This is a genomic window from Psychroserpens sp. SPM9 (genome assembly GCF_025153525.1).
In the GTDB taxonomy this organism is placed as follows: domain Bacteria; phylum Bacteroidota; class Bacteroidia; order Flavobacteriales; family Flavobacteriaceae; genus Psychroserpens.
In genome coordinates this window covers 168,563-193,646 of record NZ_JANZNR010000007.1, presented here as the reverse complement: position 1 = coordinate 193,646, position 25,084 = coordinate 168,563, and the positions used below count along the sequence as shown (strand labels likewise).

The following is a 25,084-nucleotide window of genomic DNA, read 5'->3' as shown; positions in this document are numbered from 1 at the left end:
CAACGATTATGAATGTTGAGGTTCGCTACAGTTTTCAAATTGATCAGGTGTTTTTCCGCAAAAGCCACAAGCTTCTCCTTCAGAATTTAACATAGGATTTTGACTGGCACAAGTACCAGCAAACTTACCATCTTTTTTAGCCCAAATCTTGATAGCAATACCTGCGACACCTAAGCCTAAAAGGACCAATGTAATAAGAACAAGTTTCATCTCTTTTAATGTCTTTTAATGAGTTTGAAATCACATCCTTAGGTCACTAGGTAACTTCAATTTTTGTCGAAGGATGTTTCAATATATTTTGTTAGTGCAAAGATACAGTTTTTCGATGTTTTTATACTACAATACTGAATCGGATTAAAGGTAAACATCTCAAAAATGTGACTTAATGGTTTGTTAAGTGTCTAAAAGTTAATTCATTAAAATTTTACTAACTAACAATTTAACATTATGAAAAAATTATTAGCAGAGTTTTTCGGAACATTTTGGCTTGTTTTTGGAGGTTGTGGTAGTGCTGTTTTTGCTGCTGCTTTTCCAGAATTAGGAATTGGTTTTACCGGTGTTGCCTTAGCATTTGGTTTAACAGTATTAACAATGGCTTATGCTGTTGGACATGTATCTGGAGCGCATTTTAATCCAGCTGTTTCATTAGGTCTTTGGGCTGGTGGCAAGTTTCCAGCAAAGGATTTGATAGGTTATATTTTGGCGCAAGTTATTGGTGCTATTGCTGCAGCAGGTGTATTGTATCTCATTTTAACTGGGAAATCTGATTTTGTTGATATAGGAAGTTTTGCAGCAAATGGTTATGGCGAATTGTCTCCAGGTGGTTATAGTATGGTTTCTGTTTTAATTGCAGAATTTATTTTAACACTCTTCTTTTTGCTAATTATATTGGGAAGTACTTATCCTAAAGCTCCTAAAGGTTTTGCCGGAATAGCTATTGGTTTAGCGCTTACTTTGATTCATTTGATCAGTATTCCTATTTCTAATACATCGGTTAATCCTGCTCGATCTACGAGTCAGGCACTTTTTGCAGGTGGCGAATTTACAGCGCAATTATGGTTGTTTTGGTTAGCGCCAATTGCAGGAGCTATCGTTGCAGGATTTATACATAAAGCCTTTTTTGATAAAGAATAATAGGTTTTTATATAACACGTAATGCATAAAAAAAAGCGCCACTTTTGAATTTCAAAAGTGGCGCTTTTTTTGAGTTGAATTTGAATTAGTTATTCTTACTCTTTAATGTGATTTCTGCTACAGCATTATCAGAGGTTTCGTTTTTACTACCATTAGGTTCTATGGTAATAGCCAATCCAAGAGCATCTTCTATATACTGAATAGACTGAAGCTCGCTTTTAGCAGGATCTAAAATACCTAGATTTACCATGCGGTCTTGCATTTCTGCCCAGATCTGATAGGTATGGTTTTCTGGTAGTTGAGGTAAAGACACGACATCAATCATAGATGTTTTTTCAACAGCATTGATATAGGCAACCGTCTTTAAATCTTTAGCACGATCGTTTCCTCTAAACACGTATTTTTCTGTTTCAGGATTGTTGAGTTTCATAAACTGACGCATTAAATCGTCAAGCTTTTGGTTATTATTCTCAATATCGCTTCTTAAATCAAAAATTTCATCAACAACCACTTGATTCTCCTGGAGTAATTCTTTGTTTTGTTGTGTTTTCATATAATAACCACCGGCAAAAAGCAAAGCAACAATACTAGCTGCAATACTATACCATGGTGTTCTTCGCTTTCGCGTTTCCAGTTGAACCACTGGAGTCTGATCTTCTTCAATTTCGTTTAAGATAGAATCTAAAACAAAATTAGGAGCTTCTACAGCATTAGCTTTGGCTATAATCTCAAGATTGTCTTGCAATCTAAGATATTCGCTTTCCACTTCTGGATAGGTCTCAATATAATGCTCTACTTTCAGGCTTTCTGACGTAGAGGTTTCATCTAGTATGTACTTATCAAGTAAACCAGATTGAAAAAAAGTATGTAATTTTTTTTCCATATTTAACTTATTTCTGGATCGTAAACCTTTTTCAGTTCACGTAATCCAATTTTTAATCTAGACTTAATTGTACCTAACGGAATGTCTAATTCATCACTTGCTTCTTGTTGGGTCATACCTTCAAAAAACAAGGCTTTCAAGACTATTTGGTACTTTTCGTCTAATCTTGCAACATGCATTTTTAAATCAATAACATCTTGGTTTAAACTTGCTGTTGGTAAGATATATACGTTAGATTTGTCAATTTGGACTTCTTTCTCAAATCTATTGTTGAAACTTCTTAGCTTATCAATTGCTGTATTTTTAGCAATTCGATATAGCCAAGTAAACAGTTTTGCTTTCTTAGAGTCGTATTTTTTTGCGTTTTTCCAAACTTTTACAAAGGTCTCTTGCAATGCATCTTGCGCTAATTCTTCATTGATTGTTACTTTTAAAATAACACCATAGAGACTGTCTGCGTAATTTTCATAAAGAAGATTTAACGCTTTTTTATCGCCTTTTGCGAGTAAGTCTACAATTTGTTGTTCTAAAGAAGTGCTCAAAAACTAAGGATTAAAAAAAAATTAAAAAAAAACAATTTTAAAACGTCCAAAAATAAATTTCAACCGTATATATGATTAAGGTGGTAAAATTAAGAAAATAATACCAAAACGGAATTTAATCCATTAACATATAATTTCTGTGGAATAGAATTTTTTTCTTCCTAAAAGAAAATTGATTAATAGCATTTTCAAAAACTATTCTGTAGTAGACAATAGCCTCAATTATTTGGGGCTTTTTGTTTATATGATATTGACTTCTGCTTCTATATTTATATTGAAAATTCGAGCGATGGTGCTTTGTATAAGTTGAGAAAGTTTGAGAATCTCTGCGCCTTTTGCACCTCCATAGTTGACCAACACTAAAGCTTGCTTTTTGTGTACGCCATAATTTCCGAAAGTTTTACCTTTAAATCCGGCGTGATCTATAAGCCAGCCAGCAGGGACTTTAATTTCAGATTCTGAAACTACATAATGTGGAACCTCCGGAAATTGGTCTTGTAATTTTAAAAAATCTTGCTTCGAAATCACAGGGTTTTTAAAAAAACTACCCGAGTTGCCAATTTCTTTCGGATTAGGAAGTTTGCTTTCGCGAATCGCAATAACAGCTTTTGATATGTCTTTAATTGTGGGATTAGTGACGTTCATGTGCTCTAATTCAGTAGCAATCGCACCATAATTTGTATGAAGACTATGATGTTTAGTAGTGAGTTTAAAAACAACACTCGTAATGATGTATTTTCCCTTAGCTTGGTGTTTAAAAATAGAGTTTCGATAGCCAAACTCACAGTCTTCTTTTGTGAAATCCTCAATCTCTAAGGTTTCAAGATTTAAAGCTTTACAAGAGTGAAACGAATCTTTTAATTCGACACCATAAGCCCCAATATTCTGAATGGGACTTGTACCAACATTACCAGGAATAAGGGATAAGTTTTCTAAGCCACCAAAGTCATTGTTGAGGGTCCATAATACAAACTCATGCCAATTTTCACCAGCTTGACATTCGACCAAAACATTCGCATCTGTTTGCGAAAGGATATGCTTCCCCTTTATGTTAACATGAACAACAAGTGCGTCAATGTCTTGGGTGAGCAACATATTACTGCCGCCTCCTAGAATAAATTTCTTCGGAAAGGCTTCGGAAGCATAAATAGCTTTTAAATCTGCAACAGAAGTAGCTGAAACAAACTGCTTGGCTTTAGCATCAATTCCGAAGGTATTAAAAGGTTTTAAAGATATGTTTTGTTGTATTTGCACTAGTCTTTATAGATTTTAAGTGCTTCTTTTAAAATGTTTACTGCCTTTTTTAAGCTGTCTGTGTTTAAAACGTAAGCAATTCGAATTTGGTTTAAACCAACACCAGGCGTGCTGTAAAAACCGGCAGCAGGCGCAACCATAACAGTTTCGCCATTAACATCAAAAGATTCTAGTAACCATTGGGCAAATGCATCAGAGTTTTTTATAGGAAGCTGTGCAATACAATAAAAGGCACCTTTTGGGTTGGCAACTTGAACCCCTTCAATTTTGTTGAGCTCTTCAATGAGCACATTACGACGTTCTACATATTCTTCAATAACATCATCAAAGTAGCTTTGTGGTGTGTTTAAAGCAGCTTCACTAGCAATTTGCGCTAAGGTTGGCGGACTCAATCGCGCTTGAGCAAATTTGAGAGCAGTTTTAATTACAGACTTGTTTTTTGAAACTAAACATCCAATACGAGCACCACACATACTATAACGTTTAGACACCGAATCAATAACAATCGCATAATCTTCGAGACCTTCTTCTTGCAAAATGGAGTAATGTGTAGCACCATCATAGGCAAACTCACGATACACTTCATCAGCGATTAAAAATAAATCATGCTTTTTAACAATAGTCGCTAATTTTTTAATTTCATCTCTAGAATATAAGTAACCCGTTGGATTCCCAGGGTTACAAATAAGGATTGCTTTGGTTTTTGGTGTTATTAATTTTTCAAACTCTTCAATTGGTGGTAAAGCAAAATTATTTTCAATTTTAGAAATTACCGGAACAACATTCACTCCCGAAGCTGTCGAGAATCCATTGTAATTCGCATAAAACGGCTCAGGAATAATTACTTCGTCATCAACATCCATAATGGTTCCAAAGGCGAATAATAAGGCTTCACTACCTCCTGTAGTAACAATGATGTCATCATGATTTACATGGATATCATTTTTTTCGTAATAGGCTGCAATTTTTTGTCGGTAACCTTCAGAGCCTTCAGAACGTGTGTAGGCTAAAATGTCTAAGGAGTGAATTCTAACAGCATCTAAAGCAATTTGTGGTGTTTTAATATCGGGCTGACCTATGTTTAAATGATAAACAGTTTTACCTTGCTTGTAGGCGTTTTCGGCGTATGGAACTAATTTTCTTATTGGCGATTCAGGCATCGAAACACCCTTCTTTGAAATTGCTGGCATGATTATAAATTTAGAACGGTAAAGTTCTGAAAATTATCTTAAATTTTATTTAAAAAACAGAGCTAAAAACATAAGATGATTTAAAGATTTGTAACTTGTTTATAATACTTATGATATTATATAGAAAAACATATACAATTATACTACTTATTTTGTTGAGTTGTACCTTTTCTTTCGGACAAGGTCAATTTAACTTGTCTAGAAAGCAAACGGATAAAGTTAGATTTCAACTCATTAATAATCAGATTATTCTGCCAGTAGAAATTAATGGGGTGAAATTGTCTTTCTTGTTAGATACAGGCGTTAGTAAGCCAATCTTATTCAATATTACAAATACAGATTCTTTACAAATTAATAATGTGGAAACAATTTTTTTAAGAGGCCTTGGAGGCGGAGAATCTGTAAAAGCATTAAAATCGCAGAATAATTTTTTTAAAATTGGAAACGCTATTAATATCAATCAGGATATTTATGTGGTTTTTGATCAGCATATCAATTTTACTCCAAAATTAGGAGTGCCAGTTCATGGTATTATTGGCTATGATGTTTTTAAAAATTTTGTCGTAGAGATTAATTATAAATCGGGGTATTTAAAACTTCACAGGCAAGACAGTTATAAGTATAAGACTTGTAAAAAATGCGAAACCTTTAACTTGTCTTTTTTTAATAATAAACCCTATATCGATGTCGATGTTAAGCTGGATGAAAAGCTCATTCCAGTGAAACTTTTAATAGATACAGGAAGCAGTGATGCATTGTGGTTATTTGAAAATGATAGCTTAGGTATTACAACAGAGTACTATAATTACTTTCATGATTTTTTAGGCCGAGGTTTAAGCGGAAACGTGCATGGCAACAGATCTGTTGTAAAATCAGTGAAGCTTAAAAGCTTTGAATTAAATGCAGTGAACGTTGCTTTTCCTGATTCGACATCCATTAGTTTTGCACGTAAAATTAAAGATAGAAATGGAAGTTTAGGGGCCGAAGTGTTAAGACGTTTTAATCTTATTGTTGATTATGAAAATTCTAAAATCACCTTAAAAAAGAACTCTAATTTTAAGGCAGATTTTCATTACAATAGAAGCGGGATAGTCGTAGAGCAATTAGGGTTGCGGGTTGTAAAAGAGCTTGCAAGCAAAAACGAAATTTTAGATTCTTACGGTCAAGCTAGCAAAGACAAAGTGTCTATAAATTTTTCTCAATCATATCAATTTAAATTAAAACCAGCTTATACCATTGTTTTAATCAGAGAAAATTCCGTAGCAGAAAAAGCAGGTCTACAAGTAGATGATATTATAGTAAGTATTAATGGGAAAGAAGCACACTTATTAAAACTTCAAGATGTTATTAGCTATTTTAGAAATAGTCCTGGAAAGTCCATCAGACTTAAAATAGAGCGCAATAAGCAAATAATGAATTTTGAGTTTAAACTTGAAGATGTCTTTAAACAAAAAGAACTCCCTAATTAGAGAGTTCTTTGTAATTATAAGAAATAGAGTGTATTATTGCTCCATCACACTTTTGTCTTTCTTTTCTAAAACACTTGCCTTACTAGAATCCACAACCAAACCTTTAATTTTTAACGCTACGCTTGGCGTTTCAGCATTAGAAGTCACGGTTATTGTTTTTCTAATAGGATTCACTCGTTTAGTGTCATATTTTACTTTTATTTCACCTGTTTCTCCTGGCATAATTGGTTCTTTAGGCCATTTAGGAACTGTACAACCACAAGTTGACTTGGCATTAGAAATGATTAATGGTGCGTTGCCTGTATTGGTAAATTCAAATACTCTTACACCATCAGCACCTTTTTCAATGGTACCATAATCTATAACATCGGTTTTAAATTCAATTTTCGCTACTTTTTCTTGGGCATAAGCTCCAATGCTTAAAAAGGCTACACATAAAATTATTACTAAATTTTTCATCATTTAAATTTTTAAATTGATACTATCAAAACTACTTACTTTTTACGATTTGGCAAAATAAATTAGCTGTATGACCTTATAATTAACATTAATTACAATTTTAGTCGTCATTATTTCTTGTATTCATTTCGCAAAAAAAGAAATATAAGTACTTTTGTCTGTTATAAAGCAAAAACAATACCAAAGCATGGACATTCCGTCAAAATATTCATCTCAATCTGTAGAAAGTAAATGGTACGACTATTGGATGAAACACAATTATTTTCACTCAACTCCAGATGAGAGAGAGCCTTATACTATTGTGATTCCGCCACCAAATGTTACCGGCGTTTTACATATGGGTCATATGCTCAACAATACCATTCAAGATGTACTTATTAGGCGTGCACGTCTCTTAGGTAAAAATGCATGCTGGGTTCCTGGAACAGATCATGCTTCAATTGCTACCGAAGCAAAAGTTGTTGCAAAACTGAAAGCTCAAGGTATTGATAAAAATGATTTGAGTAGAGATGAGTTTCTTAAACATGCTTGGGAGTGGACCGACGAGTATGGTGGTGTCATTTTAGAACAATTAAAAAAATTGGGTTGTTCCTGTGATTGGGACCGTACCAAGTTTACGATGGATGATGACATGTCTGAAGCCGTAATTAAAGTGTTTGTTGATTTGTATAACAAAGGTTTAATTTACAGAGGCTTCCGTATGGTGAACTGGGACCCTGAGGCTAAAACAACACTGTCTGATGAAGAGGTTATACATGTTGAGAAACAAGGATTACTCTATTATTTAGAATATCAAGTTGAAGGGAGTGATGAGAAATTAACCATTGCAACCACACGACCAGAAACTATTTTTGGTGATACCGCCATTTGTATCAATCCAGATGATGAACGTTTTTCACATTTAAAAGGGAAAAAAGCTATTGTTCCTATCTGCGGAAGAGTGATTCCTATTATTGAAGACGCCTATGTCGATATCGAATTTGGAACAGGTTGCCTTAAAGTCACACCTGCTCATGATGAAAATGATAAAGTTTTAGGCGATAAGCATCAGCTTGAAGTCGTCGATATCTTCAACGATGATGCCACCTTAAATAGCTTCGGAATGCACTACGAAGGTCAAGATCGTTTTGCGGTAAGAAAAGCGCTGGCAAAAGAATTGGAAGACCAGGGGATTTTGGTTAAAACCGAAACGCATATTAATAAAGTAGGAACTTCAGAACGTACCAAAGCTGTTATAGAACCACGTTTGAGTGATCAATGGTTCTTAAAAATGGAAGATTTAGCGCAGCCTGCTATTGACGCCGTTTTAAAAACAGGGGATGTGAAATTGTTTCCGAAGAAGTTTGAAAACACATACAGACACTGGATGGAGAACATTCGTGATTGGAATATCTCACGACAGTTATTATGGGGCCAACAAATCCCAGCCTATTTTTATGGCGATGGAAAAGAAGATTTTGTTGTTGCCGAAACTGAAGATGAAGCCTTAAAGTTAGCGATAGCTAAAACGGGTAATTCCAACTTAACGACTCAAGATTTAACCCAAGATACAGATGCTTTAGATACTTGGTTTAGTTCGTGGTTATGGCCAATCAGTGTGTTTGATGGTATTAGAAACCCCGAGAATGAAGAAATCAAGTATTATTATCCAACAAATGATTTAGTAACCGGACCAGATATTTTATTTTTCTGGGTCGCACGTATGATCATTGCAGGTTATGAATATAAAGACGAAAGGCCTTTTGAAAATGTATATCTCACGGGATTGGTTAGAGATAAACAACGCCGAAAAATGTCTAAATCTCTTGGGAATTCTCCTGATGCTTTAAAATTAATAGAAGATTATGGTGCCGATGGTGTTCGGGTTGGATTATTATTAAGTTCGGCAGCTGGAAATGACCTAATGTTTGACGAAGCACTTTGCCAGCAAGGTAGAGGCTTTGCTAATAAAATTTGGAGTGCTTTTTACTTAACGACGCTTTGGGAGGTTCAAGATATGGAGCAACCTGATTCTAGTAAAATTGCTTTAGAATGGTATGAGTCTAAGTTTCAGGCTGCATTGATCGAAATTGAAGATCATTTTAGTAAATACAGACTGAGTGATGCCTTGATGGTGATTTACAAATTAATTTACGATGATTTTTGTGGTTGGATGCTCGAAATGGTTAAACCCGCTTACCAGCAACCTATAGATTCTAAAACCTATAAAAAAGTAATGTCAATTTTTGAAGAAAATTTAAAAATTGTGCATCCATTTATGCCGTTTATTACTGAAGATATTTGGCAAAGAATAGAAGAGCGTTCTTCAAATGAAGCTTTAATTGTTGCTAAATGGCCAGAGTCTAAACCTATTCAAGCGCATTTGATAACTGAGTTTGATTTTGCTTCAGAAGTAATTTCAGGCATTAGAAATATTAGAAAACAAAAGAATATTGCGTTTAAGGATGCTATTGGGTTTTCGGTAGTTAATAATGAAAATGTCGCACCAACTTTTGATGAGGTTATTGTTAAGTTAGGTCATTTAGAACGTTTCGATTATGTAAATGAACCTGTAGAAGGGGCTTTAACCTATCGTGTAAAGTCTAATGAGTATTTTATTCCAATGGAAGGCAGTATTGACGTTGATGCCGAAATAAAAAAGCTGACGGACGAGTTAAATTATACCGAAGGGTTTCTAAAATCGGTTCAAAAGAAATTGTCCAACGAACGCTTTGTTGCTGGTGCTCCAGAACAAGTCGTGGCTTCAGAAAAGAAAAAAGAAGCAGACGCTTTGGCTAAAATTGAGACTTTAAAATCGAGCTTAGCGAGTTTGAAATAAGATATTTTAAGAAGCTATAGTTAAAAAGACCATTGTTAATCGATGGTCTTTCTTTTTGTTACCATTTGTTACCATTCGTTAATTTTATTACTGTCTAGCTTAATAAAAATAAAGAGTAGTATTGTAAATCCCCAGAGTCCGGAACCTCCATAACTAAAAAAGGGTAGTGGTATACCTACGGTTGGAATTAACCCCATCACCATTCCGGTATTAATCGTAAAGTGAATAAACAATATCGAAGCAACGCCATAGCCATATATCCGACTAAACTGTGATTTTTGCGATTCGGCCAAAAAGAGCACTCTAATAATTAAGCCCATAAATAGCAGTACAACCAAGGTGCTTCCTAAAAATCCCCATTCTTCTCCAACAGTACTAAAAATATAGTCTGTTTCTTGTTCTGGTACAAACTTTCCTGTTGTTCTGGTGCCTTGCATAAAACCTTTGCCAGTCCATCCACCAGAACTGATCGCTTGTTCAGACTGGATGAGGTTATAAGCTTCTTCTTGCTTCATTTTCTCAAGTTTTATAGGGTCTTTTTCTAAACGCAGCCATAAACTAATTCTATTTTGCTGATGAGGTTTTAAAACATGATCAAAAAACATACGAACACCTGCCGAAAATGATACACAAACCAATAATATTAAAATCGATTGAAGGATAGAAGCGCGTTTTTTTCTTCGGAAAACATAAAACCCAGCAATCACTAAAGTAGCAACAATAGCCGTTATTAAGATGCCAAATTTTAATGCTAATACAGCCAATATGATAGCAGACAGTGCTATGGCTAAATAGATTTGTTGTAGACCTTCTCTATAAAACACAAAAAAGAATGACGCATACACTAAGGTGCTTCCTGCATCATTTTGAAGTAAGATTAAAATTGCAGGAACAATAATAATTCCAACGGCTTTTAATTGGTCTTTAAGCGTGTTCATATTGGTTTGCAGGTCACTCATGTATTTAGCGACGGCTAAAGCTGTTGCAAACTTGGCAAATTCACTGGGCTGAAGAGTCATACTGCCAATACCATACCAGGATCTGGCCCCATTGACGTCTTTTCCGAAGATAAATAAACCTACAAGCGCTAGCATTGCAACAATATAAATGATACTCGCAAACCGTTCGTAAAACTTGGCTTCAACCGATAATATCAATACAATTATAACAAATGTGAGTCCGATAAAAACAGCATGTTTACCATACAATTGACTCATGTCAAAATAGCTCTCAATCTCTCCAATATGAGATGCCGACATAATATTTAACCAGCCAAAACCAACTAAGAGTAGAAATAATACAATAGTAATCCAATCAAATCTAAAACCTCTATGATTTTCTCTATTCATACTTAAAATTGGGGCTTATTTGGATCTATATTTATAGAATTATTGACATCGTCATCTTTTTTAGGTTGCACTTTATCAACTACTTGAAGCGTTGTCTCTCCATTAATTTTAAAAGGTTCTCCAGAATAAGGTTTCGCATATTCGTTCTCTAAACTATGCGTTAAAATCCAGTGTTCCATATCGGTACGAGTGATTTCCCCTTTGATGTATTTTTCAATCATTAAACTTGCCATCCGACCAGCAAAACGACTTCCCCAGTAGCCATTCTCAACAAATACAGCAATGGCAATTTTTGGGTTGTCTTTTGGTGCAAATGCTACAAAAATAGAATGGTCTGTTAATTGGGTATAAACACTATCTATTCTAACAAAATTCTCGGCAGTTCCCGTTTTTCCGCAGATATCAATTCCAGGAATCCGAAGTGTTGATGCGGTACCTTTATTGTATACGTCAAACATGCCTTCTATCACAGGCTCAAAATGACGTTTGTCTATCGTAGTTTGCCTTTTGGTGGTGTATTTCTTCGGAATGGTATCACCTTCAATGTCTTTTATGATATGAGGTGTGTAATAATAACCGCGATTTCCAATGGCTGCAACCATATTTGCTAACTGTATTGGAGTGGCTTCAACTTCTCCTTGACCAATGGCGTTAGATACAATGTAAGTTGAACCCCAACGATTGTTTCCATAAGCTTTGTCATAATAATCTCCGTCGGGAATTCGTCCTTTCTGGCCTACAGGTAAATCGTAGCCTAAATAATTACCGAGGCCGAAGCTCTTAGCGTGCTTGGCCCAAATGTTCATACCATTACCAGCATCGTCATATTTATCGATTATTTTACGATACGCAGTCACAAAATACGCATTGCAAGATTGTGCAATACCAGCGTTCATGTCAACCGGACTCTTGTGATGGTGACATCCTGTAAGTTTTCGGCTTCCGTAATAATATCCCATTCTACAAGAGACTTTTTCTTCAGGAGACATCACATCTTCTTGTAAAGCGATAAGTGCATTAACAACTTTAAACGGCGATCCAGGAGCATATTGTGCCTGTAAGCCCCTATCAAACAAAGGCTTGGCGATACTGTCGCGATAAAGTTTCGTGAAATTTTTAGAACGATCCCGACCTACTAATAAGTTAGGATTATAACTTGGGCCAGATACTAAAGCTAAAATTTCACCATTAGACGGATCGATAGCAACAATACCACCACGCTTGTTAGTCATTAATAATTCACCATATTGCTGTAATTCAGAATCAATGGTGATTTTGATATCTTTACCGGGTTGCGGTAAGGTATCAAAACGGCCGTTTTTGTAGGGACCAATATTTTTGTTGAATCGGTCTTTTTGAATAAACTTGATGCCTTTTACACCACGTAATACATCTTCATACGATTTTTCTACGCCCTGGTTACCAATAAGATCACCCATTTTATAATAGGGCTGTTTTTCGATAATGCGTTGATTCACTTCTCCTATATCTCCTAAAACATTAGCGCCAATGGTCGTTTGGTAATCTCGAAGCGATCGTTTTTGAATATAAAACCCTTCAAATTTTCGCATTTTTTCCTGAAGTACGGCATAATCTTTTTTTGATAATTGAGGTACAAAAGGAGACGGTAATCGCGGCGAATAGTTATTGGCTCTATGGTATTTTTTTATAAAATCTTCTTTGGTAATTTTTAAAAGCTTGCAAAACTCTAATGTATCGAGAGGTTTGACTTCTCTTGGTATAATCATGACATCATACGATGGTTGATTAGCAACTAATAGTTTACCATTTCTATCATAGACATAACCGCGTTTCGGGTAATCGTAGACTGTTCGGATTGCTGAGTCTTCAAATAAGCTATAGGCTTCTTTTTTATAAACTTGCAAATAAAATAAGCGAGCAATAAATAGGAGTCCTACAGTAATTACAGTTAATAATAGTAGAAGTTTTCTCATCGTTGTTTGTTACTAAAAAGTACCGAAATTAATACACAAAGTAGTATAGTAAAAATACTTGAAAATAACGTCTTCTGAAGAATTAAAATTATGTTAGAAATGTTAAAAATTTCTAGTGTAAACATAATGAAATGATGAATGAAAACTAATATAGAGAAATAGATGAGTCGGTTGCCAAATTCGGTATTATTAAATTTTATGGTTTGATGTTCGTAAATCATTCCGAAGGCAAACTTTAAAACCGCAGGTCTTATAAACGCTATAGTAACGCAACCAGCAGCATGAACACCACCAGAATCTGAAAATAAATCCACAAACCAACCCAACATAAAACTCATAAATATAAAGAGCGTTCTATTATTATTTATTGGAAATAATAAAATGAATAAAAGGTAGGGATACGGATTGATATACCCCATAAAATTGATGTGGTTAAAAAGGAGTGCCTGGACTAATATTAACAAGACAAACCTAATGATACTATTAAAGTTAAGACTGTTCATCAACTGGATTTTCTAGTTGTTTGATTTCTTCAGCATCTAAATTCTCAATGATGTAGACATGCTTTAAGTTGGTCATATCATTAAACAGTTTGATGTTTACAGTATAAGTGTCTCCACTAATGTCTAATATAAAGTTTTCAATAGTTCCTATAGGAATCCCTTGAGGGAAAATTGTCGATTGTCCGCCTGTTACAATAGTATCGCCTTCCCTTACAGGTGCGAATTTGGAAATATCAATTAACTGAACCGTATTTGCAGAAGTTTTGCCATCCCAAACCAAGGAGCCAATATGATTTGATAATTTTAGCTGCGCATTTATTCTACTTTTAGTGTTTAATATTGAAAGCACTCGAGCGTAGCCATTAGATGTATTATCAATAATACCTACAATACCTTTTGAGGTCATAACACCTAAATCTTCTTTGAGACCATGTTTTTCACCTTTGTTAATGGTGAGGTAGTTTTTAGAAGATGAATAGTTATTATTTATAATCTTAGCAGTTAAAATTTTATAGGTTCCATGATACGAAATACTGTCTACATTTGAGTTGGCAGTTGTTGTAGAATCTGTACTATTTAAAACTTTGGAGCGTAGGCGGCTATTTTCTTCTATTAAAATTTTGTTTTGCTCTCTGAGTCCAAAATAATCAGTAATACTATTGGCGCTTTCATAAATTCCACCAGTTAAAAAATTAGCAGAATTAATAAACTTACTTTTATGGTAAGAGTGAGATTGAATAGTAAGTGCTAATGAAAGTATAAACAACAGCAGAAACAAAAGGAAGGTTTTGTTTCTAATGACAAAGTTTATAATTTGTTGCATGCTAAGTTGGTATTCTCAATTATTTAATCAAAACACTTTTATATTTTGGAAGGTTTTTAAGTGTTATTCCCGTACCTCTAACAACAGCTCTTAATGGATCTTCAGCAATATACACTGGAAGATCGGTTTTTTGAGACAAACGTTTATCTAAACCTCTTAACATCGAACCACCACCTGCTAAATAAATACCAGTGTTGTAGATATCGGCAGCTAATTCAGGAGGCGTTTGAGAAAGCGTTTCCATAACAGAATCTTCAATCCTTAGAATAGATTTGTCTAAAGCTTTAGCAATTTCACGATAAGATATTTGAACCTGCTTTGGTTTTCCTGTTAATAGATCACGTCCTTGAACACTCATTTCTTCTGGTGGTAAATCTAAATCTTCCGTTGCAGCACCAATTTGAATTTTTATTTTTTCAGCAGTGCGATCACCAACATACAAGTTGTGTTGCGTACGCATGTAGTATATAATATCGTTTGTAAATACATCTCCAGCTACTTTAACTGATTTGTCACAAACAATTCCGCCAAGGGCAATCACGGCAATTTCGGTTGTTCCACCTCCAATATCAACAATCATGTTTCCTTTAGGTTGCATGATATCAATACCAATACCAATAGCAGCTGCCATAGGCTCGTGAATAAGATAAACTTCTTTACCGTTAACACGCTCACAAGATTCTTTTACAGCACGCATTTCTACTTCAGTAATTCCTGAAGGAATACAAACGACCATACGAAGTGCAGGTGTGAATAATTTCTTTTTTAGAGCAGGAATATTTTTAATAAACATGCTTATCATTTGCTCAGAAGCATCAAAATCGGCAATGACTCCATCTTTCAAGGGCCTAATGGTTTTGATATTTTCATGCGTTTTTCCTTGCATCATGTTGGCTTCTTTTCCAACGGCAATGATTTTACCAGAAATTCTATCTCTTGCAACTATTGATGGACTATCAACAACAACTTTGTCGTTGTGAATAATAAGTGTATTTGCGGTTCCTAAATCTATGGCTATTTCTTCGGTTAAGAAATCAAAAAATCCCATTCGTTATTCTAATATTATGAGGGTGTTATTGTACAATTTTTTTGGCGTGTTGTAAATGTAATAAAACTTACTAAATATTTATAGTTTATTTGTATTTCAATTTATATGAAAGCTAAGTGCTTAACTTTTTATAGTTAAACGTTTGCTTTTTGTTTTTGGATGTTTTTTAAAGCCGAATTAATCTCAATTAACAAGCTTCCTTTTTTTATCAGCTAATTAATGCTTAAAATGACGCGTTCCTGTCATAACCATTGCAATATTGTTCGCATTACAATAGTCAATAGTTAATTGGTCTTTAATTGAGCCTCCTGGTTGAATCACTGCTGTGATTCCCGCCTGGTCTGCAATCTCTACACAGTCTGGAAACGGAAAAAAGGCATCACTAGCCATTACTGCTCCTTTTAAGTCAAATTTAAAAGACTGAGCTTTATGAATCGCTTGGTTAAGAGCGTCGACGCGACTGGTTTGCCCTGTTCCGCTGGCACACAATTGCTTGTTTTTAGCCAACACAATAGTGTTAGATTTGGTATGCTTGCAAATTTTTGAAGCAAATATTAAATCGTCTAATTCGTTTTGAGATGGTGTGCTGTTAGTCGCATGTATTAGATCACTTATGCTGTCTGTTTTATGGTCTTTGTCTTGAACTAAAACACCATTTAAACATGTTCTTACAGTCGTTTTTGAAAATTCAGTGTCTTTAAGGATAAGAAGAATTCGATTTTTCTTTCCTTTTAAAATGTCTAAAGCTTCATCAGAAAAAGAAGGCGCAATGACCACTTCACAAAATAAGGTGTGGATTTTTTCGGCTGTAGCTTTATCAATTTCAGTATTAGCAATTAAAATACCACCAAAGGCTGAAACCGGATCACCTGCAAGCGCATCAACATAAGCTTGATGAATCGTATCACGTTGTGCAAAACCACAAGCATTATTGTGTTTTAAAATAGCAAATGTTGGGGCTTCACCTTTAAACTCATTCATAAGGTTTACGGCAGCATCAACATCTAAAAGATTATTATAACTCAGTTCTTTTCCGTGAAGTTTTGTAAAGATGTCGTCAAAATTTCCGAAGAAAAATCCACGCTGATGCGGATTCTCACCATAGCGTAATACCTGACCATTGGTTTCACTAATTTTAAGCGAAGGAATGCTATGGTCGGCATTAAAATAATTGAAAATCGCCGAATCGTAATGCGAAGACACATTAAACGCTTTGGCAGCAAATAATTTTCTGTCGGCTTCGGAAGTGTCTCCGTTTTTAGAGGTTAACAGATCCAAAAATTCAGCATAATCCGCTACAGAAGACACACAAATTACATCGGCATAATTTTTAGCAGCAGCTCTAATAAGTGAGATGCCACCAATATCAATTTTTTCAATAATATCTTGGTTAGAAGCTCCAGAAGCTACCGTTTTTTCAAAAGGATATAAGTCGACAATTACCAAGTCGATTTGTGGGATGTCAAAATCTGCTAATTCAGCAACATCACTTTCATTGCTCTGGCGATTTAGAATGCCGCCAAATACTTTTGGATGTAAAGTTTTTACGCGTCCGCCAAGAATTGAAGGATAGGAGGTGACGTCTTCAACAGGCACAACATCAATGCCTAGATCTTTAATGAATTTTTCAGTGCCACCAGTAGAATAAATCGTTACATTTTGTGCGTTGAGTTGTTTGACGATTGGTTCTAATCCGTCTTTACTAAATACTGAAATTAATGCCGATTTAATTGTTTTGTTGTTGTCCATTTTGAGTTGTTGTCGTTGTATTTCTTTCGAAGAAATTGTGTTGTGAAAATTAAAGCCCAAAAATACGTAATATCAAGAGTTCTTTTAAGCCCAAAACGCAGTTTATTTAAGTTTTTTGTAACAATAAATTGTTGAAAACGTCCTATCTTTATAATTCGAGTCAACTAAACCCATCATATGCTTGTTTATCTGAGGTTATTTAAGGAAAGTTTTTCGTTTGCTATCAATGCATTACGCAATAATAAATTACGAACTTTTTTGTCACTTTTGGGGATAACCATAGGTATCTTTTCCATTATTGCCGTCTTAGCAGCCGTCGATTCATTAGATCAAAGTATTAAAGATCAATTGAGTGGTTTAGACAAAAACACGATGTATTTAACGAAGTATTCTTTTGGCCCAACTGAAGTGCCGCGTTGGCAACGTGAAAATTTTCCGCAAACGGAGCATGATGATTACGAATTTATACAGCGAAATGTCCCCGATATTAATGCGATAGCCTATGTGATTTTTGGAGGCGGTGAAAATATCAAATTTGAAGGAACAACAGTCACAGGTGTTAATATTACACCAGTGTCTCACGGGATTTATGATATTGAAAACATGAAAATAGAGGAAGGTCGGTTTTATACAGAATCTGAATCTAATTCTGGATCAAATGTGATGGTCTTGGGAAACGCAACAGCTGAAAATCTCTTTGGAAACTTGAATCCTATTGGTAAAACGGTACGTGCTTACGGACGAAAATTAACAGTGATAGGGGTCTTAAAAAAAGTAGGTGCTGGATTAGGTGATTCGCCCGATGAAAACGCCTATGTACCTGCCAATTTTGTACGTCGTTTTCAAAATGGAGGTTCAGATGGGATTCCGGGTGCAATTATTATCAAACCAGAAAAAGATGTTGATGTTGGCGCTTTTGAGCAGGTATTGAAACAAAAATACAGAGCTTATCGAGGTTTAAAAGCCGATGAGCCTGATAATTTTTTCATCAATAAAATCTCTGGTTTTACGCAGTTTATCGATGGTATTATCGCAACATTAAATATGATCGGATGGATTATAAGTGGCTTTTCATTGCTTGTTGGAGGCTTCGGAATTGCAAATATTATGTTTGTAAGTGTGAGAGAGCGAACCAATCTTATCGGGATTCAAAAATCACTAGGTGCTAAGAACAAATTTATATTATTTCAGTTTTTGTTTGAAGCTGTAATTTTATCTGTGCTAGGAGGATTAATCGGAATTATAATGGTTTGGATCGTCTCCTTAATTGCCACGATGGCTTTAGATTTTACCTTTATTTTGTCCTTTTATAATATATTTCTGGGCTTCTCTTTATCTACGCTTATCGGATTGCTTTCGGGTGTTATTCCAGCGATTTCAGCCTCTAAGCTAGATCCTGTTGAAGCGATTCGAACAGGAATGTAACATCAGGCAATCGTCAAAGTATTCTGTTTAAAATACCTTGATTTGATGTTTATTATGAGCTTAATTTAGAGAATTTCAGAAACCTTCTTACAAACAAACTCCAAGAAACGTTCATCTTCCGAAGTAAAAGGATCTGGAGTATTTGAATCGATATCAATTTGCCCTATATTTTCGCCATTCACAAAAATAGGAATCACAATTTCAGCTTTTACTGTGATACTACAGGCAATGTAATTGTCTTGTGCAGCAACATCTGGAACGACAAAATTTTCATTAGAAACAGCTACTTGTCCGCAAATTCCTTTTCCGAAGGGAATAATTGTATGGTCGGTAGGCTCGCCAACATAAGGTCCTAACTTTAGCTCATTTTTATCGCCATTTTTAAAATAGAAACCAACCCAATTGTAGTAATCGATATGATTTTCAAGAAGTTCACAAATAGCTAATAAACGCTGGTCAATCGTCTTACTGGTATTAGAGACGATAGTTTCAACTTGAGATTTAAGGGTTTCGAAGGTCATATGTTTTAAAAATTTTGGTAAAAGTATTCAAAAAGTGTCATTACTAGATTCATTTTATATAATTTTAACTTTGAATGAAAGCACTTCTTTTAAAATATAAATCGGTCGTAAAATTTATACTAACCTTTCTCATAGTATATGTCGTTTTGACCGTTGCTTATAAGTTGTATCTAGATGTGTCTGATGGCTCTAAATACTATCCCGATTATTTGACCAATCTTGTAGCGCAACAAAGCGAATTACTCATTGATACCTTTGGTTATAATGCTGAAATTAAAGCACATCCCAATGAGCCTTCAATGAAATTATTAGTCAACGGAAAATTTGTAGCTAGAGTTGTAGAAGGTTGTAATTCTATAAGTGTAATTATTCTTTTTATATCATTTATTATTGCTTTTGCTGATAAATTCAAGCCTGCATTTTTGTATCTCCTATCGGGTAGTGTGTTAATTTACTCGGTTAATTTATTACGAATAGCCATATTGTCTATAGGTTTGTATAATTATCCGTGGCGACGTGAAATTTTACATACAGTGATTTTTCCATTAATAATTTACGGAATGGTTTTTCTATTATGGATGTTTTGGGTGAACCGATTTTCAAAAAAGAAAAAAGCAAATGTCTAAATCTATACGCTACATATGGCTTTTTGTACTCTTCGGACTCTTAGTGTTGATTCGGGTTTTTGAAGACGAATTGTTTTACGATCCTTACATCTTGTTTTTTAAGAGTGATTATTTGCATATGGATTTTCCCAATCGCGAAATTATGAAACTAACACTCTTTACATCTTTGCGATACTTCTTAAATACGGTTATCTCATTAGGTATAATTTATGTGTTTTTTCAGGATAGATCAATCGTGAAATTTTCTACAGTGATTTATGGGATTGCTTATGTGATTTTGATACTCTTCTTTTTATATTTTGTAATTAAACCACGACAAGAGGACTACTATTTGTTTTTTAATTTTAGACGATTCTTGATTCAGCCTATCTTTCTATTGCTGTTACTTCCAGCATTTTACTATTATAAACTGAAACAGTAAAACTGTTAATCAAAAGTGAAAACTTAAGAATTAAGCGCTTTTTTTATAACTTTGTGACATGTTAAAACAAGTGTTACATAAAATGAGTTCGGTGACTATGGCAATTTTATTGCTATTGTCTACAGTATCTTTTACTGTTGAAAAACATTTTTGTGGTGACGTTTTAATTGATGTTGCCGTATTTAGTTCTACGGAAAAATGTGGACCAGATGCTTTCGAATCTGAGCATCAGGAAGAAATAAAAAAGTCTTGTTGTAAAGATATTCTGGATATTGTTGAAGGTCAAAACGAATTGACGGTTAAGACTATTGATGATTTAGAGTTTGAACAACAACAGTTTTTGTTTGCTTATGTTTTGAGTTTTAATGGGCTTTTTGAAGTGCTTCCAAAACAGAATATTCCTCATAAACATTATACACCTCCCAACTTGATTGCAGATATTCATGTGCGCGATCAAGTATACCTCATTTGATAGATACGATTTTTTAAAATTTTAAGACTGATAGACTTTCAGTCTAAACGTATTATATCAAAACAAACATAATGACACATACATATACAATTACAGGGATGACTTGTAATGGATGCAAGTCTTCGGTAGAACAAGCCTTATCAAAGGTTGACAATATTGAAACTGTAGCGGTTGATTTAGAGCAATCTGAAGCAAAGCTGACAATGTCTGAGCATGTTTCAGAAGCAGTTTTACAACAGGCTTTACCAGAAAAATACACGATTTCAGAAAAGAAACACACCAATGTATTTGCTTCAGTGTCTCATACAAACGAAGCTAATAAAAGTGAGTTGTTACAGTTGTTTCCTCTATTTCTCATATTTGGATACCTGATTGTAGCTTCGGTTTTACTGCATATAAATCCGTGGAATTTAGAAGCATTTATGCTCGATTTTATGGGCTTATTTTACATCGTGTTTAGCTTTTTTAAACTACTCGATTTAAAAGGCTTTCCAGAGAGTTTTAAAATGTATGATCCGTTAGCTAAAGCTATTCCAGCATATGGCTGGATTTATCCATTCATTGAAGTGACTTTAGGCTTGTTATTTTTAATGCGGATTCAAATTCCGTTAGCCTTAATTGCCACTTTAGTTGTGTTAGGTATAACAACCTTTGGTGTTACCAAAACCTTATTAGATAAAAAATCGATTCAGTGCGCTTGCTTAGGAACCGCTTTAAAGCTTCCCATGACCAAAGCAACCTTTATCGAAAATACGGTGATGATTATTATGGCAGTCATTATGCTTATAAAAACCTACAATTAAAATGAAACAAATTTTATATATAATATTATTGCTACCAGTGCTTTCCTTTTCTCAAGAAATGATAGAAGGGATTGTCACCGAAGCAAGTTCAGATAACAAAATTTTCCCGCTCGCTGGTGCTAACGTATTTTGGTTAGACACTTCGGTTGGTGCTGTTACAGATATTGACGGAAAATTTAGCATACCCTACCAACCGAGTTATACCAAACTAGTGATAAGTTTTGTTGGTTTTAAAACCGATACGCTTACCGTTACGAAGCCTAGATACATTAAACATATGCTCGAGGCGACGAGTGATCTCGACGAAATTACTTTAATTGCACGAAAACAAGCGACTACGAGATCGTATTTAAGTTCGCAAAACATATCAACGATAAGTAGTGCCGAATTGCTTAAAGCGGCCTGCTGTAATTTGTCTGAAAGCTTTGAAACCAATCCATCAATTGATGTGAATTTCTCTGATGCGGTTACCGGAACACGGCAAATAAAAATGCTGGGATTAACAAGTAAGTATATCTTAATTACCACAGAAAACATTCCGTCGATAAGAGGAGCTTCTCAGGCTTTCGGACTCAGTTTTATTCCTGGAACCTGGGTTGAAAGTATTCAAATCACTAAAGGCGCTGGCAGTGTTGTAAATGGCTTTGAAAGTATTGCCGGACAAATCAATGCCGAACTTCAAAAGCCAACAACCGATGATAAATTCTTCTTGAATTTATATGCAGCAAGTAGTGAACGATTAGAGCTAAACACACATTTTAATACCAAAGTGAGTGATAGATGGAACACGGGAATTTACCTACATGGGAATACGCATCAACAAAAGCACGATATAAATGATGATGGCTTTTTAGACATGCCTTTGTATAATCAAATTAATGTGATGAACCGCTGGCAATATACCAATCCGGAAAAAGGCTTGGTAAGTTTTATTAATGTGCGTTACCTTAACGATAGTAAGCAGTCTGGGGAATTAGATTTTGATCCAGATACCGATCGTCTCACCACTAATGCTTGGGGAAGTGAGATTGATACCGAGCGTTTTGAAGTCTCTGCTAAATTCGGGTATGTCAATCCAGAAGTACCTTGGCAAAGTTTAGGAGTGCAGTTTGCTTTTAGTACACATAGCCAGGATTCCTATTTTGGTTTAAATACCTATGACATTAACCACAATAGTATTTATTCAAATGTGATTTACAATACCATAATTAGCGATTCCAGACATAAAATAAAAACAGGTTTGGGCTTTACATACGATCATTATGACGAGTTTGTAATCGATACAGCGTTTGAACGTAGCGAACGCTCAGCAGGCGCTTTTTTTGAGTATGCTTATGACGATTTAGACAAATTAACAGTCACTGCAGGATTGCGATTTGACACACATAATTTATTAGGTGAATTTATTACACCTCGTTTGCATGCACGTTATACACCTTGGGAAAAATCGGCTTTACGTGCCTCAATTGGTAGAGGTAAACGCAGTGCTAATATTTTTGCTGAAAATCAAAGTATGTTCGCCACATCTCGAGCAATTAATATTTTAAATTCTGATGGTCGTATCTACGGATTAGATCCTGAAATTGCTTGGAATTACGGTATTTCTTATCTGCAAGGGTTTAATCTCTTCGGAAGAAAAGCAGACATCATATTTGATTTTTACAGAACCGATTTTCAAAATCAAGTTGTTGTTGATTGGGAAAACCCACAGGAAGTTAATTTTTATAATCTGGAAGGCGATAGTTATGCTAATAGCTTTCAGGTAGAACTAAATTATAATGTGTTTGAACATTTCGATTTTAGAACAGCTTATAAATTTTATGATGTGCAAACCGAATATAGTTCTGGTAAAAACACAAAGCCATTAATTCCGAAGCATCGTTTTTTTGCTAATGCATCGTATGAAACACACGTGACAGAAGATAATTTATCACTATGGAAATTCGATATCACTTATAACTGGTTAAGCGAGCAACGATTTGCATCAACAAGTTCTAATCCTATAGCTTTTAGATTGCCAGACGAATCTCCAACTGTTGGGACTTTAAATGCCCAAGTGACTAAAGTGTTTTCTCCTAAATTTGAAGTATATTTAGGAGGTGAGAATATCACAAATGTGAGGCAAAATAATCCTATTTTAGGGGCAGATAATCCTTTTGGGCCTAATTTTGATACAACATTTGTCTATGGTCCGATTTTTGGAAGTATGTATTATGCAGGATTGCGATTTAAAATTAAATAAATATAAATAATGTGGTCATTCCGAAGTGATGAGAAATCTTATTACTAGATTTTTGCTAGCTTAGAGTGACAAATAAACTTAATAACAATGAAAAAAGTACTTTTATTAGTTGCTGTATTATTAACAACAGTAACCTTCGCGCAAAACAAAAACGCCAGAGCTTCTATAGAAGTTGATGGTGTGTGTTTAATGTGTAAAGAACGCATAGAAAAAGCAGCGATTAGAACCAAAGGTGTTAAGTCTGCTATCTGGAATGTTGAAACACATGAACTCAAATTAATTTATGATGAACGAAAGACCGATTTAAAGAAAATCAGTGCTAAAGTTGCATCAGTAGGTCACGATACTAAAGAGGTTAAAGCTACAGATGAAGCTTATAACTCTGTTCATCCTTGTTGTAAATATCGAGATGAAGCCGTCGTGGGTGATCATCAAAACTAATAGGTATTTAAAATAGATAACAAACTATCACAGTTTTTAATGCCACGATTCGTGGCATTTTTTTTTATCATGAGCGCACCATTAATACTTTGTAATATGTTCTTAAAAAGCTTTTCATTACTATAACCAAATTGTCCTTGTCGCATAGCGTCAAAATCGGCGTTCTCTATCATGTATTTGCCTAAATATTCTTTATGGATAATGTCTAAGCGTTCGTAATCCTTCAGCATTATTTGATAATTAGCGTAGTGGGTTTCTATGGCGGCTTTTAAATCAAAATCATCGATGAGTTTAAAATCTCCAGAATTAATCATGGTTTGGTAGGTGACATCCTTTGGAAAAAAGTCTGTTGAGGTAAAAACACTGTAGATCGTATTCATTTTAGAACGCTTTTCAGGACTATCAGTATTTATTAATGGTAAGACCTCTCTTAAGACTTCGATTTTTGAGCCAATAGATTGTGAAATAGATTCAAGGTTGTTTTTATCAATCTCTATATCACTTTTGATATTTTCTAAATATTGTTGTTTTAATGTTTCGTCTTTCTTGTTATCGGCACACTTATTCATACTGAAAGCGATAGAAATACCAACAATAACAATAAGTATCTCTCCTAAAGCATAACGAATTTCCTTTTTCATAATGGGCTAGTTTTTATAAAGCTAAGAAATTTAAAATAATAAAATCTAACAGTCAATAATTAGGAAGATTGGCCGATTAAAAATTCTGAAGCGTTTTAGTTAAATTTTTGCCAACGAAAATATCACGAATCTGCTTTATAGTTACCTTTAGTATGTTCTTTTAAAACAATAAAGTTATGGGACAGACAAAGTCAAAAAGTGCGTCTAAATCGGCTAAACCAATGCCGAAAAAGACTCCACAGGCTTCTCCAAAAAAGAAGTAATTTGTGGCAGGTTTATTTTGTATAAGCCTCTTATTTAAGAAAAAACAAAAGTA

The 25,084-nt window shown here is 34.6% G+C and carries 24 protein-coding genes; 10 read left to right on the top strand and 14 right to left on the bottom strand.

What is annotated here, in order from left to right; genetic code table 11:
• Positions 1–6 precede the first annotated feature (6 nt).
• The gene (locus N4270_RS14625; protein ID WP_260098091.1) at positions 7–210 is read right to left on the bottom strand and encodes a membrane or secreted protein; all 204 of its coding nucleotides are present in this window, start codon (positions 208–210) and stop codon (positions 7–9) included.
• A gap of 237 nt (positions 211–447) precedes the next feature.
• Here N4270_RS14625 and aqpZ point away from each other — a divergent pair, with 237 nt between their 5' ends.
• The gene (gene aqpZ / locus N4270_RS14620; protein WP_260098090.1) at positions 448–1,134 is read left to right on the top strand and encodes an aquaporin Z; all 687 of its coding nucleotides are present in this window, start codon (positions 448–450) and stop codon (positions 1,132–1,134) included.
• Positions 1,135–1,219: 85 nt separating this feature from the next.
• On the opposite strand, the gene N4270_RS14615 is transcribed toward aqpZ, so the two are convergent.
• From N4270_RS14615 to N4270_RS14600, 4 genes are all read right to left on the bottom strand, one after another.
• The gene (locus tag N4270_RS14615) at positions 1,220–2,017 is read right to left on the bottom strand and encodes an anti-sigma factor (protein WP_260098089.1); all 798 of its coding nucleotides are present in this window, start codon (positions 2,015–2,017) and stop codon (positions 1,220–1,222) included.
• A 2-nt stretch (positions 2,018–2,019) separates the two neighbouring features.
• A complete protein-coding gene (locus N4270_RS14610) occupies positions 2,020–2,559 on the bottom strand; it encodes an RNA polymerase sigma factor (RefSeq protein ID WP_260098088.1) in 540 nt (179 codons plus the stop codon).
• 240 nt (positions 2,560–2,799) lie between these two features.
• Positions 2,800–3,813, bottom strand: a complete 1,014-nt coding sequence (gene murB / locus N4270_RS14605; protein WP_260098087.1) for a UDP-N-acetylmuramate dehydrogenase — start codon at positions 3,811–3,813, stop codon at positions 2,800–2,802.
• Positions 3,813–5,003, bottom strand: a complete 1,191-nt coding sequence (locus N4270_RS14600) for a pyridoxal phosphate-dependent aminotransferase (protein ID WP_260098086.1) — start codon at positions 5,001–5,003, stop codon at positions 3,813–3,815. Before N4270_RS14600 ends, murB begins: the two co-directional genes overlap by 1 nt.
• Positions 5,004–5,113: 110 nt before the next feature.
• Here N4270_RS14600 and N4270_RS14595 point away from each other — a divergent pair, with 110 nt between their 5' ends.
• Positions 5,114–6,472 carry an aspartyl protease family protein gene (locus tag N4270_RS14595; protein ID WP_260098085.1) on the top strand — a complete coding sequence of 453 codons (1,359 nt, stop codon included), beginning with the start codon at positions 5,114–5,116 and terminating at the stop codon, positions 6,470–6,472.
• A 33-nt stretch (positions 6,473–6,505) separates the two neighbouring features.
• On the opposite strand, the gene N4270_RS14590 is transcribed toward N4270_RS14595, so the two are convergent.
• A complete protein-coding gene (locus N4270_RS14590) occupies positions 6,506–6,931 on the bottom strand; it encodes a DUF1573 domain-containing protein (protein ID WP_260098084.1) in 426 nt (141 codons plus the stop codon).
• A gap of 187 nt (positions 6,932–7,118) precedes the next feature.
• Here N4270_RS14590 and N4270_RS14585 point away from each other — a divergent pair, with 187 nt between their 5' ends.
• Positions 7,119–9,749, top strand: coding sequence for a valine--tRNA ligase (locus N4270_RS14585; RefSeq protein WP_260098083.1), 2,631 nt, complete (start codon positions 7,119–7,121; stop codon positions 9,747–9,749).
• Positions 9,750–9,817: 68 nt separating this feature from the next.
• Here N4270_RS14585 and rodA read toward each other — a convergent pair whose 3' ends face one another.
• The 6 genes from rodA to purH all read right to left on the bottom strand — a co-directional run bounded on the left by rodA (position 9,818) and on the right by purH (position 17,176).
• On the bottom strand, positions 9,818–11,098 hold the full coding sequence (gene rodA, locus N4270_RS14580) for a rod shape-determining protein RodA (protein ID WP_260098082.1): 1,281 nt from the start codon (positions 11,096–11,098) through the stop codon (positions 9,818–9,820).
• 2 nt (positions 11,099–11,100) lie between these two features.
• Complete coding sequence (mrdA, locus tag N4270_RS14575) at positions 11,101–13,053, bottom strand: penicillin-binding protein 2 (RefSeq protein ID WP_260098081.1); 1,953 nt, start codon at positions 13,051–13,053, stop codon at positions 11,101–11,103.
• Positions 13,050–13,556 carry a rod shape-determining protein MreD gene (locus tag N4270_RS14570; RefSeq protein ID WP_260098080.1) on the bottom strand — a complete coding sequence of 169 codons (507 nt, stop codon included), beginning with the start codon at positions 13,554–13,556 and terminating at the stop codon, positions 13,050–13,052. Before N4270_RS14570 ends, mrdA begins: the two co-directional genes overlap by 4 nt.
• Positions 13,543–14,379, bottom strand: a complete 837-nt coding sequence (mreC, locus tag N4270_RS14565; RefSeq protein ID WP_260098079.1) for a rod shape-determining protein MreC — start codon at positions 14,377–14,379, stop codon at positions 13,543–13,545. Before mreC ends, N4270_RS14570 begins: the two co-directional genes overlap by 14 nt.
• 19 nt (positions 14,380–14,398) lie before the next feature.
• Positions 14,399–15,427, bottom strand: a complete 1,029-nt coding sequence (locus tag N4270_RS14560; RefSeq protein ID WP_260098078.1) for a rod shape-determining protein — start codon at positions 15,425–15,427, stop codon at positions 14,399–14,401.
• 216 nt (positions 15,428–15,643) lie between these two features.
• On the bottom strand, positions 15,644–17,176 hold the full coding sequence (gene purH, locus N4270_RS14555; protein WP_260098077.1) for a bifunctional phosphoribosylaminoimidazolecarboxamide formyltransferase/IMP cyclohydrolase: 1,533 nt from the start codon (positions 17,174–17,176) through the stop codon (positions 15,644–15,646).
• A gap of 177 nt (positions 17,177–17,353) precedes the next feature.
• On the opposite strand from purH, the gene N4270_RS14550 reads away from it, so the two are divergent.
• Positions 17,354–18,601, top strand: a complete 1,248-nt coding sequence (locus N4270_RS14550) for an ABC transporter permease (protein ID WP_260098076.1) — start codon at positions 17,354–17,356, stop codon at positions 18,599–18,601.
• 65 nt (positions 18,602–18,666) lie between these two features.
• On the opposite strand, the gene N4270_RS14545 is transcribed toward N4270_RS14550, so the two are convergent.
• Positions 18,667–19,122, bottom strand: coding sequence for a GAF domain-containing protein (locus tag N4270_RS14545; protein WP_260098075.1), 456 nt, complete (start codon positions 19,120–19,122; stop codon positions 18,667–18,669).
• A 74-nt stretch (positions 19,123–19,196) separates the two neighbouring features.
• Between N4270_RS14545 and xrtF the strand changes: the two genes are divergently transcribed.
• The 6 genes from xrtF (at position 19,197) to N4270_RS14515 (ending at position 24,127) form a co-directional block, all read left to right on the top strand.
• Complete coding sequence (gene xrtF, locus N4270_RS14540) at positions 19,197–19,748, top strand: exosortase family protein XrtF (RefSeq protein WP_260098074.1); 552 nt, start codon at positions 19,197–19,199, stop codon at positions 19,746–19,748.
• Positions 19,741–20,169 (top strand): exosortase F system-associated protein, encoded by a 429-nt coding sequence (locus N4270_RS14535; RefSeq protein WP_260098073.1) that lies wholly within the window; start codon positions 19,741–19,743, stop codon positions 20,167–20,169. The genes xrtF and N4270_RS14535 overlap by 8 nt, the downstream gene beginning before the upstream one ends.
• Before the next feature lie 58 nt (positions 20,170–20,227).
• A complete protein-coding gene (locus tag N4270_RS14530) occupies positions 20,228–20,641 on the top strand; it encodes a hypothetical protein (protein WP_260098072.1) in 414 nt (137 codons plus the stop codon).
• A 71-nt stretch (positions 20,642–20,712) separates the two neighbouring features.
• The gene (locus tag N4270_RS14525; RefSeq protein ID WP_260098071.1) at positions 20,713–21,444 is read left to right on the top strand and encodes a heavy-metal-associated domain-containing protein; all 732 of its coding nucleotides are present in this window, start codon (positions 20,713–20,715) and stop codon (positions 21,442–21,444) included.
• A 1-nt stretch (position 21,445) separates the two neighbouring features.
• Positions 21,446–23,686, top strand: coding sequence for a TonB-dependent siderophore receptor (locus N4270_RS14520; protein ID WP_260098070.1), 2,241 nt, complete (start codon positions 21,446–21,448; stop codon positions 23,684–23,686).
• Between the two features lie 87 nt (positions 23,687–23,773).
• Positions 23,774–24,127, top strand: a complete 354-nt coding sequence (locus tag N4270_RS14515; RefSeq protein WP_260098069.1) for a heavy-metal-associated domain-containing protein — start codon at positions 23,774–23,776, stop codon at positions 24,125–24,127.
• Here N4270_RS14515 and N4270_RS14510 read toward each other — a convergent pair.
• On the bottom strand, positions 24,124–24,768 hold the full coding sequence (locus N4270_RS14510) for a DUF6090 family protein (protein WP_260098068.1): 645 nt from the start codon (positions 24,766–24,768) through the stop codon (positions 24,124–24,126). The genes N4270_RS14515 and N4270_RS14510 overlap by 4 nt on opposite strands.
• Between the last annotated feature and the right edge of the window lie 316 nt (positions 24,769–25,084).

What these genes read in the sequence shown, in the direction of transcription:
- N4270_RS14625 (WP_260098091.1), bottom strand. Translation starts at nt 210, where the DNA reads ATGAAACTTGTTCTTATTACATTGGTCCTTTTAGGCTTAGGTGTCGCA.
- aqpZ (WP_260098090.1), top strand. Translation starts at nt 448, where the DNA reads ATGAAAAAATTATTAGCAGAGTTTTTCGGAACATTTTGGCTTGTTTTT.
- N4270_RS14615 (WP_260098089.1), bottom strand. Translation starts at nt 2,017, where the DNA reads ATGGAAAAAAAATTACATACTTTTTTTCAATCTGGTTTACTTGATAAG.
- N4270_RS14600 (WP_260098086.1), bottom strand. Translation starts at nt 5,003, where the DNA reads ATGCCAGCAATTTCAAAGAAGGGTGTTTCGATGCCTGAATCGCCAATA.
- N4270_RS14595 (WP_260098085.1), top strand. Translation starts at nt 5,114, where the DNA reads ATGATATTATATAGAAAAACATATACAATTATACTACTTATTTTGTTG.
- N4270_RS14590 (WP_260098084.1), bottom strand. Translation starts at nt 6,931, where the DNA reads ATGAAAAATTTAGTAATAATTTTATGTGTAGCCTTTTTAAGCATTGGA.
- N4270_RS14585 (WP_260098083.1), top strand. Translation starts at nt 7,119, where the DNA reads ATGGACATTCCGTCAAAATATTCATCTCAATCTGTAGAAAGTAAATGG.
- rodA (WP_260098082.1), bottom strand. Translation starts at nt 11,098, where the DNA reads ATGAATAGAGAAAATCATAGAGGTTTTAGATTTGATTGGATTACTATT.
- mrdA (WP_260098081.1), bottom strand. Translation starts at nt 13,053, where the DNA reads ATGAGAAAACTTCTACTATTATTAACTGTAATTACTGTAGGACTCCTA.
- N4270_RS14570 (WP_260098080.1), bottom strand. Translation starts at nt 13,556, where the DNA reads ATGAACAGTCTTAACTTTAATAGTATCATTAGGTTTGTCTTGTTAATA.
- mreC (WP_260098079.1), bottom strand. Translation starts at nt 14,379, where the DNA reads ATGCAACAAATTATAAACTTTGTCATTAGAAACAAAACCTTCCTTTTG.
- N4270_RS14560 (WP_260098078.1), bottom strand. Translation starts at nt 15,427, where the DNA reads ATGGGATTTTTTGATTTCTTAACCGAAGAAATAGCCATAGATTTAGGA.
- purH (WP_260098077.1), bottom strand. Translation starts at nt 17,176, where the DNA reads ATGGACAACAACAAAACAATTAAATCGGCATTAATTTCAGTATTTAGT.
- N4270_RS14550 (WP_260098076.1), top strand. Translation starts at nt 17,354, where the DNA reads ATGCTTGTTTATCTGAGGTTATTTAAGGAAAGTTTTTCGTTTGCTATC.
- N4270_RS14545 (WP_260098075.1), bottom strand. Translation starts at nt 19,122, where the DNA reads ATGACCTTCGAAACCCTTAAATCTCAAGTTGAAACTATCGTCTCTAAT.
- xrtF (WP_260098074.1), top strand. Translation starts at nt 19,197, where the DNA reads ATGAAAGCACTTCTTTTAAAATATAAATCGGTCGTAAAATTTATACTA.
- N4270_RS14535 (WP_260098073.1), top strand. Translation starts at nt 19,741, where the DNA reads ATGTCTAAATCTATACGCTACATATGGCTTTTTGTACTCTTCGGACTC.
- N4270_RS14530 (WP_260098072.1), top strand. Translation starts at nt 20,228, where the DNA reads ATGTTAAAACAAGTGTTACATAAAATGAGTTCGGTGACTATGGCAATT.
- N4270_RS14525 (WP_260098071.1), top strand. Translation starts at nt 20,713, where the DNA reads ATGACACATACATATACAATTACAGGGATGACTTGTAATGGATGCAAG.
- N4270_RS14520 (WP_260098070.1), top strand. Translation starts at nt 21,446, where the DNA reads ATGAAACAAATTTTATATATAATATTATTGCTACCAGTGCTTTCCTTT.
- N4270_RS14515 (WP_260098069.1), top strand. Translation starts at nt 23,774, where the DNA reads ATGAAAAAAGTACTTTTATTAGTTGCTGTATTATTAACAACAGTAACC.
- N4270_RS14510 (WP_260098068.1), bottom strand. Translation starts at nt 24,768, where the DNA reads ATGAAAAAGGAAATTCGTTATGCTTTAGGAGAGATACTTATTGTTATT.